We start from the raw sequence: 8664 nt of genomic DNA, 5'->3' as shown, positions 1-8664 counted from the left end.
GCATACGAGATAAATCACCGATAGCCTGCAACCGTACATTATTCTCCATCAGTGTAGGCGTTTCATTCTCTATCGACATCACCATCAATGCCATCAAAGCATCCACTTCCTCATCGGGACGCTTCCAGTTTTCAGTAGAAAAAGCATACAATGTCAGATATTCAATCCCTATTTCTACAGAGGCCTCGGTCACCATACGTACAGCCTCGGCACCATACTGATGCCCGTAAGTACGTTCCTTGTTCCTCTCCTTCGCCCAACGACCGTTGCCATCCATAATGATGGCGACATGGCGGGGCAAACGGGTTCTATCTATCTGTTCCTTAAATGACATAGTCAACAGGTTGTTTATTACATATCATTATTACAAATTGCACGTTTCCGTCCGAAATCATACGTAACCGAAAACATGGTCAATGAATACCAGTCGGTATTTTTAAATGCAGAACTATCGATACCTACCGGATCGGACAACCGCCATCCGTCCAATTTATCTCCCAACGTTTTCCGCACCGAAAACTCCAAACCAATATTCCAGCGGGGAGCGACTTTATATTTAAGCCCGAACCCCAAAGGTATGTTTACATTAAAATACCCATCGTCTTTTTTAGGCACCCACGTAAATCCTATCCCTAATAAAAGATAGGGAGAAAAACGTTTTGTCCCCAAATACGAATACCCTATTCCATAATGGAAAAAATTAAATTCAGCCTGAGCTCCCAAATCGATGAGTTGCCGGCTAAAATTAAAATCTCCACCCGGAAAACGAGTATCAAAATCACGCGTATCACCCTTGATATGCGCTGTCGCCAAGTCAAATTTTATGGCCCAGCGATAATTTATGGTCCGGCGCAACAATGCAGCGAATGCAGCCCCGGGCTTATGGAACAATGCGCTCTGATTGGCATCTCCCATATAAAATCCTATACCTAAGCCACCACCCGCTTCATATTTATAATCTTGAGCGGTAGCTGTAAGTATCAGCCCCATCATAATTCCCAGTATGAGTCCTATCCTCTTTCTCATAATGATATCTCTTTATAAGAAAAACGAATACGGCAACTGAAAATTATCTTTATGCTCCATTATTTTCCCACTTTAGGGTATGGGAGCAAATGTCAACCGATTTATTACCCCTCTCCACATCTGCTGTTCGAGGTTCCCACCGGAATCTTTTCCACCGAACATATAGATATAGGGTACCAGCCCGTCGGTCAATCCGTCGGCCGATTTCATATATCGAGGCAATTCGGCAACCTTCAAGAAATTCCAGCCTGCCAAACTACTCTTTGTTATCACATTTTCCTTAAACACGACCACCGACGCAAACGACGTAGCCGGGAATGCTTCGGGCAAAGCCAATACCGACCCATCTTTTACCTTATCCCAATATTGCGCCGGATTACTGGTCGTATACATATCTTTGAGGCAATCATACCCATCCGAACCTCCTACGACAAAGAAAGTAGGCCATTCGGTACGAACCCCCGTAGACGAATCGTACGTATATGTGCAATAGGGGAAGAACATGGCTCCTTCTCTCGGAGTAATCAGAGACTTCATGCCCAACTTTGCCCAACCATCAGCCTCTCCATCATACCCCCAAACAGCTGCTGTCAACGAACCGTCAGCCAAACGCCCCCCGACAAATGCAGTCTGAGGCAATCCGTAATCACCCCCATCGTATATTACAATCATATTACTGTAACCTGATACGGGAAAATCATTTTCTATCGTCCGTGGCGCATAACCCTCGGGACGAGGATAACAATCATGCTTATAAGTATCACCATCCTTTATCACACCCAACAATCGGATATCTGCCGGTGCTTCTTCGGAATCGGTCCATACGCCAATCAATGAATAGAACGGTTTATCTATGGCTACACTCTCCCAAGACTTTCCGTCGGCTGAACGGTAAAGCTCTCCCGCATCGCTCAGGGCATATAAATAGTCTGGAGCCGATTGTATCGAACCTACATTCAGGACAAATCCGGGAGTTATCACCTCTTTGTTCCAAAGTGCTATCTCTGAAGGTCTCTGACTGGTAGCCAGTGAATAACTACTCCCATCTCCCGTAAAACAGAACAAAGTCTCTTTATATAATACAGTCTTTTGTACAGTCGGACTCGCGAGGGCAGAAGGTAACTCAGTTTTTGTCAGCTCTTTCCACTGTAACGAATCGGCCACGATCTGGTGCACACGCACATCAATATAATATATCTGTTTATTCCCGTTGGGAGCGGTTACCGTCATTTTTACAGAAGCTTTCTTATCGGTATCGGTCCACGGTTTTCCGGAGAAATCCAACGAATCGGTACTGTTTGTCAGATAGTCTACTGTCGTAACATTTTCTTCGTCCTGCTTGGTATAGGCAATCTCCACTGCCGAAGCAGATGAAAATGTGATATTAGCCACCAAAGATGATATATCGGACTTATAAGGAAGGGAATCGGCATTAAAAATGTATCCGTTCACTGCATCTATAGTAAAGAAACAGCTTGAATAAGGAACATCCGAACCCGATTTATTGCTTAATGAAAAAGATTTTACCAATGTATTTCCGGATACGGTATAAGGCTCCGACTCCTCGTCGCTATTACAACCTATCCCCATCAAAAGGATAAAAAAGGAGAACAGATATATACTTACTTTTTGCAATTTCATTATGAATGACTTTTCTTGATTACAGTTTTAGCTGCAAAAATAGAAACAATTTTTACTTTATGCGAGAGGATAGCATATTATTATAATAATTTAGTGATAAATTAATGAGAATTTTAACCCTTATACATTTTTCCAAATGTAGCAAACGCCAACTATTCACAATTATAAATATCGTCAGAAAACAACAATCAAACGACAAAAAATACATTTTCATCGATTGATGACCTTTATAATCTCCGAATTTCCATGTTTCTCAAAGGCAACTTTTGTGCCGGATATGACCGGAGAGGGGATACCCGCTTCTAACACTTGTTTACCTATTTCTATGTGAGCCTCGTCCCAATACTCCGAATCGATAAAACTCTGCAATGTATAACGCCCTCCTTCTACAATCAAAGACTGAATCTTTTTTTCATACAAGCACTGTAATATTGCCGGAACCACCGGTTTTGAAAAATCGATTGTTATATATTCTACCTCTCCTTCCGGAACATGCTTCCCGGAGGTAAATACCAAAGTCTTTATCCCATCGGTAAAAAGTCTCAGATTACGGGGCAACGACAAGTCTTTATCGATAACCACACGTAACGGGTTATCTCCGGTCCAATAACGCACCGTCAAGGAAGGATTGTCCATCTCCGCAGTCTTACGTCCCACCAATATGGCATCATATAATGACCGCATACGGTGCACCAAAGCAGATGTCACTGCATCGGATATCACACAGGCTTTTTCACTCTTATCCCGCAAGCAATCAATATACCCATCCGCACTTTGTGCCCATTTCAATATAATATAGGGCCTTTTTTTCGTCTGTACGGTTATAAAGCATTTGTTCAATTCAAGACATTCTTTCTCCAATACTCCCACTCTCACATCGAGACCGGCACGGCGCAGCATATCCGCTCCACGCCCCGAGACCTCCGGGAAAGGGTCGAGGCAGCCTATCACCACATGCGGTATTCCGCTGTCTATAATCAACCGGCTGCATGGAGGCGTCTTGCCATAATGAGAACAAGGCTCCAAAGAAACATATATCGTAGACCGCTTCAATAAAGAACGGTCCCGGACAGAATTCACCGCATTCACCTCTGCATGAGCTTCACCGCATTTGCGATGATAGCCCTCCCCTATAATCTTACCGTCGCACACGATAACGGCTCCTACCATCGGATTGGGAGATACATGCCCCTGTCCCAACGATGCAAGCTGCAAACAGCGGCGCATATACAACTCATCAGTCTTTTTCAGATTAGCCATAACATAATTTTATATTATCTTTGCATCAAAGTACTCATATGCAAGACACTATACGACACATAAAAGAGTCCTTAAAAGGATTATATCCACCGGAAGAGATAGGCAGCTTCATAAGACTTATCTTTGAAAAAGTATGCCGGTACTCTACCGTCGATTTTATTTTATGCAAAAATAAAACTTTATCGCCAACCCAGCATCAACAAATCATTGCAATCGTAAAAAGATTGCAAAAATATGAACCTATACAATATATATTAGGCGAAACCTGGTTCTACGGACTACGGCTCAAAACGGCTCCAGGAGCCCTGATTCCCCGACCTGAAACAGAAGAACTGGCCGACCTGATCATCAAACGGCATAAAAACGACATCGGCCGGCTCGTCGATATAGGTACCGGAAGCGGATGTCTGGCCATCGCTCTGGCCTTGAACATGCCCGGAATAAAAACAGAAGGGTGGGATATCTCGACAAATGCCCTAAAAATAGCACAAGAAAATGCATTGTCTTCAAACGCTCCCATAAAATTCAGACAGGTAAACATTCTTGAATATTCTCCCTCTCCGGACGAATATGGGAAATACGACATATGGGTAAGCAATCCGCCCTATGTGAGGGAGTGCGAAAAAAACGAAATGAAAGATAATGTGCTTAAATACGAGCCGTATCAAGCTCTGTTCGTCCCCGATAACGACCCGCTATTGTTTTACCGGAAAATCGGGACAACTGCCCTTGACACAGTAAAGCCTGGAGGAAATTTATATTTCGAGATAAATGCCAATCTAGGGAACGAAACCGTAAATTTGCTGGCCGGTCTGGGATACCGTAACATAGAATTACTCAAAGACATGCAACAAAGAGACCGCATCGTCTCCGCCATCCTTCCATAAAACCAAGCAATCATGCAGAAACAATTATCACCCGAAGAAGCTTTACACCGTGCGGCAGCCCTCTGCTCTGCCGGAGAACAATGTATCTTCGATATCCGTGAAAAACTTTTACGTTGGGGAATCGCCCCAAATGACTCAAAAGAAATTATCGAAAAACTGATACAAGGAAAATTTATTGACGAGGAACGTTATTGCAAAAGTTTTGTCAATGACAAATTCCGATTCAATAAATGGGGAAAAGTGAAAATTATATATGCTCTCCGGCAAAAGGGCATCCCCTCTCAAAGCATCAACAACGCCATAAACTGCATAGATGAAGAAAAATACCTGGAAACATTGCAGGAAACGATACTATCCAAAAGAAAAAGTATAAAAGACGATACTCCGGAAAATGTAAAGGCAAAACTGTTCCGCTTTGCAGCATCCCGAGGATTCGAGCCCGAATACATAAATCTTTGCCTGAAAACTATCCGATAAAAACATGTCCTCTCTCAAGCAACATATAAGTTATCTGGTCGATTTGTTTTATCCCCGCATCTGTCTGGTTTGCGGCCGTGCTCTGCAAAGCCACGAGAAGCATCTATGTATGTATTGCATCCAAAACATTCCCCGCACACAATTCCATTCCCACAGCGAAGACAATATCATGGAGCACCTCTTCCGAGGCAAAGTCCAGATAGAAAAAGCCGTCGCATTTTTCTATTTCACCCACCATGGAGACTACCGTCATCTGATACACCAAATCAAGTATCGGGGAGAAAAAGAATGTGCCCGTTATCTGGGTGAGATATATGCCCGGGAACTCGGAGCAGAATTCTTTACAGATATAGATTTACTGGTTCCCGTCCCACTCCATCCGAAACGGCACAAAAAAAGAGGATACAATCAAAGTGAATGGATTGCCATGGGCATCTCCGATTTCACCGGAAAAGATATCGACCGGTACCTCATCCACAGATGCGGAACAAGCGAAACCCAAACCAATAAAGGTATCTACAAACGATGGGAAAATACTCAAAACATATTCGCTTTAGGAAACACTTCGGATGCAGAAGGCAAACATCTGCTGCTCATCGATGATGTCGTAACCACCGGTGCCACCCTGCTTTCCTGCGCTAATACCTTGTCGAATATTAAAAATATCAAAATTAGCTTGTTAACATTGGCTATGGCACAATAAAAAAATAGAAAAAAGCAGATATAAATTTTCGGTGTACCACCCTTATTTCGTATCTTTGTTTCCCAATTGAAAACATAACGAAAATGGTCAGAAAATCAATACAAAATACAACAAGCAACATGAAAACATTAGAAAGAATCCTCGCTGAAAAACTGTTGAAAATAAGCGCTGTAAAGCTACAGCCTTCCAATTCTTTTACATGGGCTTCCGGCTGGAAATCGCCTATTTATACCGATAATCGCAGAACACTATCATACCCGACATTAAGGACCTTTATCAAAGTAGAGTTGTGTCGCCTTATTATGGAAAACTTTGAAGGAGTAGATGCCATTGCCGGAGTAGCTACCGGGGCTATCGCTCAAGGTGCCCTTGTGGCCGACGAGCTCGGATTGCCTTACGTCTATGTACGTTCGGCACCCAAAGACCACGGGCTGGAAAATCTCATTGAAGGAAACCTCATCCCAGGACAAAAAGTCGTAGTTATAGAAGACCTTATCTCTACCGGAGGAAGCAGCCTGAAAGCTGTAGAGGCTATTCGTAACGCAGGCTGTGAAGTCATAGGTATGGCTGCCATCTTCACGTATGGATTCCCCATTGCCATAGAACGGTTCAAAGAAGCGAAAGTAAAACTGTTGACACTCAGCAACTATAATGCTGTGCTCGAAGTAGCGCTTGAAACAAACTACATCGCAGAGGAAGACTTGGCAACTTTACACGAATGGAGAACCGACCCTTCTATCTGGAATCCTAATAAATAACAATAAAAAGATATTACGAATGGCACAATTCGAAAGTACGGTAAAAATGGTTCCGGCACCTGTCGAAACCATTTTTAATACACTCTCCGACTTGAACAATCTGGAGAAAATCAAAGACAAAATTCCGGTAGACAAAGTCAAAGATTTTTCTTTCGACGCTGATAGTTGCAGCTTCTCCGTCACACCGGTAGGGAACTTGAAAGTCGTTGTTATCGAACGGGAACCGTACAAAACCATAAAATTCGGTACAGAAAATTCGCCCGTTCCATTCTTCATGTGGATACAATTATTGCCTGTTACAGACAATGAAAGTAAAATGAAATTGACAGTCAAAGCCGAGCTAAACCCGTTTATACATAAAATGATAGCAAAGCCTCTGCAAGAAGGCCTTGAAAAAATGGCTGAAGTACTGTCCAACATTTCTTACCAATAAAGAAATGTTGCATAAAAAATACCAAACAATCACTATTCACAGTATATTGATACTGCTTATTATTTTTCGCATATAAACTATGGCTCAGAAACTTTGGGAAAAAAACGTACAAGTAGACCGTGATATAGAAAAATTCACCGTAGGCAAAGACCGGGAAATGGACTTATTTCTGGCCCGTTATGATATCTTAGGCTCTATCGCACATATCACCATGCTCGAAAGCATCGGCTTGCTGACTCGTGATGAACTGGACCGGTTGGTAGAAGAGCTTCGCCGGATATATGCCATCGCCGAAAAAGGAGAATTCGTCATCGAAGATGGAGTCGAAGACGTACATTCCCAAGTCGAACTCATGTTGACCCGAAAATTAGGAGATATCGGGAAGAAAATCCATAGCGGTCGCTCACGCAACGACCAAGTGCTCGTCGACTTGAAATTATTTACCCGTAGCGAAATCAAAGAACTTGTCACTCTTTGTTACCGGCTATTCAACATATTAGTCGACCAAAGCGAAAAATATAAAAACGTATTGATGCCCGGCTATACCCATCTGCAAATTGCCATGCCGTCATCTTTCGGACTATGGTTCGGTGCCTATGCCGAAAGCTTGGTCGACGACCTCACCGTTTTACAGGCTGCTTATCGGGTATGCAATCGCAATCCGTTAGGCTCGGCGGCCGGATACGGTTCGTCATTCCCGCTGAACAGAACCATGACTACCCGCCTGCTCGGGTTCGACTCGATGGATTACAATGTCGTATATGCACAGATGGGGAGAGGCAAGACCGAACGAATCGTTGCATCAGCCATGGCCTCCATTGCAGCAACACTGTCAAAACTGGCTTTCGATGCCTGTCTCTTCAATTCTCAAAATTTCGGTTTTATAAAACTGCCTGATGAGTATACCACCGGGTCGAGCATCATGCCTCACAAAAAGAATCCGGATGTATTCGAGCTGACCCGAGCCAGATGTAATAAAATACAGGCGTTACCATACGAAATTACATTGATATCAAACAATCTTCCTTCCGGATATTTCCGCGATTTACAAATAATCAAGGAAGCATTCCTACCCTCATTCAGCAATCTCAAAGAATGTCTGGTCATGGTTACACAGATGATGACTCATCTCACCGTAAACCAACACATTCTCGATGACGACAAATATAAACTGATATTCAGTGTAGAGGAGGTAAACCGCCTTACCTTGTCCGGAGTTCCTTTCAGAGATGCTTACAAGAAAGTAGGACTCGACATCGAAGCCGGAAAATTCGATCACGACAAAGAAGTGCACCACTCTCATGAAGGTAGCATCGGAAATCTTTGCAACGACCGCATACAACTACTGATGCAACAAATCATAGACGGCTTCAATTTCTATAAAATAGAAAATGCAGAACAAAATCTGTTAGGGAGATGACCTTGCCAAGCCCTGCAACACAATTATACATAAACAATGTTTAAAAGAGGGCTTGTGCA

At 43.0% G+C, this 8664-nt stretch carries 10 protein-coding genes; 6 read left to right on the top strand and 4 right to left on the bottom strand.

Going from position 1 to position 8664, the window contains the following annotated elements; translation table 11 throughout:
* The 4 genes from uppS to ribD form a co-directional block, all read right to left on the bottom strand.
* Positions 1 to 277: polyprenyl diphosphate synthase (gene uppS, locus BN2628_RS12415; protein ID WP_411267753.1), on the bottom strand; the 277-nt coding region annotated here is incomplete at its 3' end.
* Between the two features lie 74 nt (positions 278 to 351).
* Complete coding sequence (locus BN2628_RS12410; RefSeq protein ID WP_044224792.1) at positions 352 to 1026, bottom strand: type IX secretion system protein PorG; 675 nt, start codon at positions 1024 to 1026, stop codon at positions 352 to 354.
* A 72-nt stretch (positions 1027 to 1098) separates the two neighbouring features.
* Entirely contained in the window at positions 1099 to 2667 is a 1569-nt protein-coding gene (locus BN2628_RS12405) for a DUF6242 domain-containing protein (RefSeq protein WP_044224794.1), read from the bottom strand.
* 210 nt (positions 2668 to 2877) lie between these two features.
* A complete protein-coding gene (ribD, locus tag BN2628_RS12400; protein WP_055097550.1) occupies positions 2878 to 3927 on the bottom strand; it encodes a bifunctional diaminohydroxyphosphoribosylaminopyrimidine deaminase/5-amino-6-(5-phosphoribosylamino)uracil reductase RibD in 1050 nt (349 codons plus the stop codon).
* 38 nt (positions 3928 to 3965) lie between these two features.
* Here ribD and prmC point away from each other — a divergent pair, with 38 nt between their 5' ends.
* The 6 genes from prmC to argH all read left to right on the top strand — a co-directional run bounded on the left by prmC (position 3966) and on the right by argH (position 8605).
* Positions 3966 to 4814 (top strand): peptide chain release factor N(5)-glutamine methyltransferase, encoded by an 849-nt coding sequence (gene prmC / locus BN2628_RS12395; protein ID WP_044224800.1) that lies wholly within the window; start codon positions 3966 to 3968, stop codon positions 4812 to 4814.
* Between the two features lie 12 nt (positions 4815 to 4826).
* Positions 4827 to 5291, top strand: a complete 465-nt coding sequence (locus BN2628_RS12390; RefSeq protein WP_044224802.1) for a regulatory protein RecX — start codon at positions 4827 to 4829, stop codon at positions 5289 to 5291.
* Between the two features lie 4 nt (positions 5292 to 5295).
* A complete protein-coding gene (locus tag BN2628_RS12385) occupies positions 5296 to 5994 on the top strand; it encodes a ComF family protein (protein ID WP_044224805.1) in 699 nt (232 codons plus the stop codon).
* Between the two features lie 119 nt (positions 5995 to 6113).
* A complete protein-coding gene (gene pyrE / locus BN2628_RS12380; protein ID WP_044225171.1) occupies positions 6114 to 6752 on the top strand; it encodes an orotate phosphoribosyltransferase in 639 nt (212 codons plus the stop codon).
* A 19-nt stretch (positions 6753 to 6771) separates the two neighbouring features.
* Positions 6772 to 7185, top strand: a complete 414-nt coding sequence (locus BN2628_RS12375; RefSeq protein ID WP_055097546.1) for an SRPBCC family protein — start codon at positions 6772 to 6774, stop codon at positions 7183 to 7185.
* Positions 7186 to 7264: 79 nt separating this feature from the next.
* On the top strand, positions 7265 to 8605 hold the full coding sequence (gene argH, locus BN2628_RS12370) for an argininosuccinate lyase (protein WP_055097543.1): 1341 nt from the start codon (positions 7265 to 7267) through the stop codon (positions 8603 to 8605).
* Positions 8606 to 8664: the final 59 nt, after the last annotated feature.

It is taken from the genome of Gabonia massiliensis (assembly GCF_001403595.1).
Taxonomy (GTDB): Bacteria; Bacteroidota; Bacteroidia; order Bacteroidales; family Coprobacteraceae; genus Coprobacter; species Coprobacter secundus.
The sequence above is the reverse complement of the archived record's forward strand: the minus strand, read 5'-3'. Positions and strand labels throughout refer to the sequence as shown.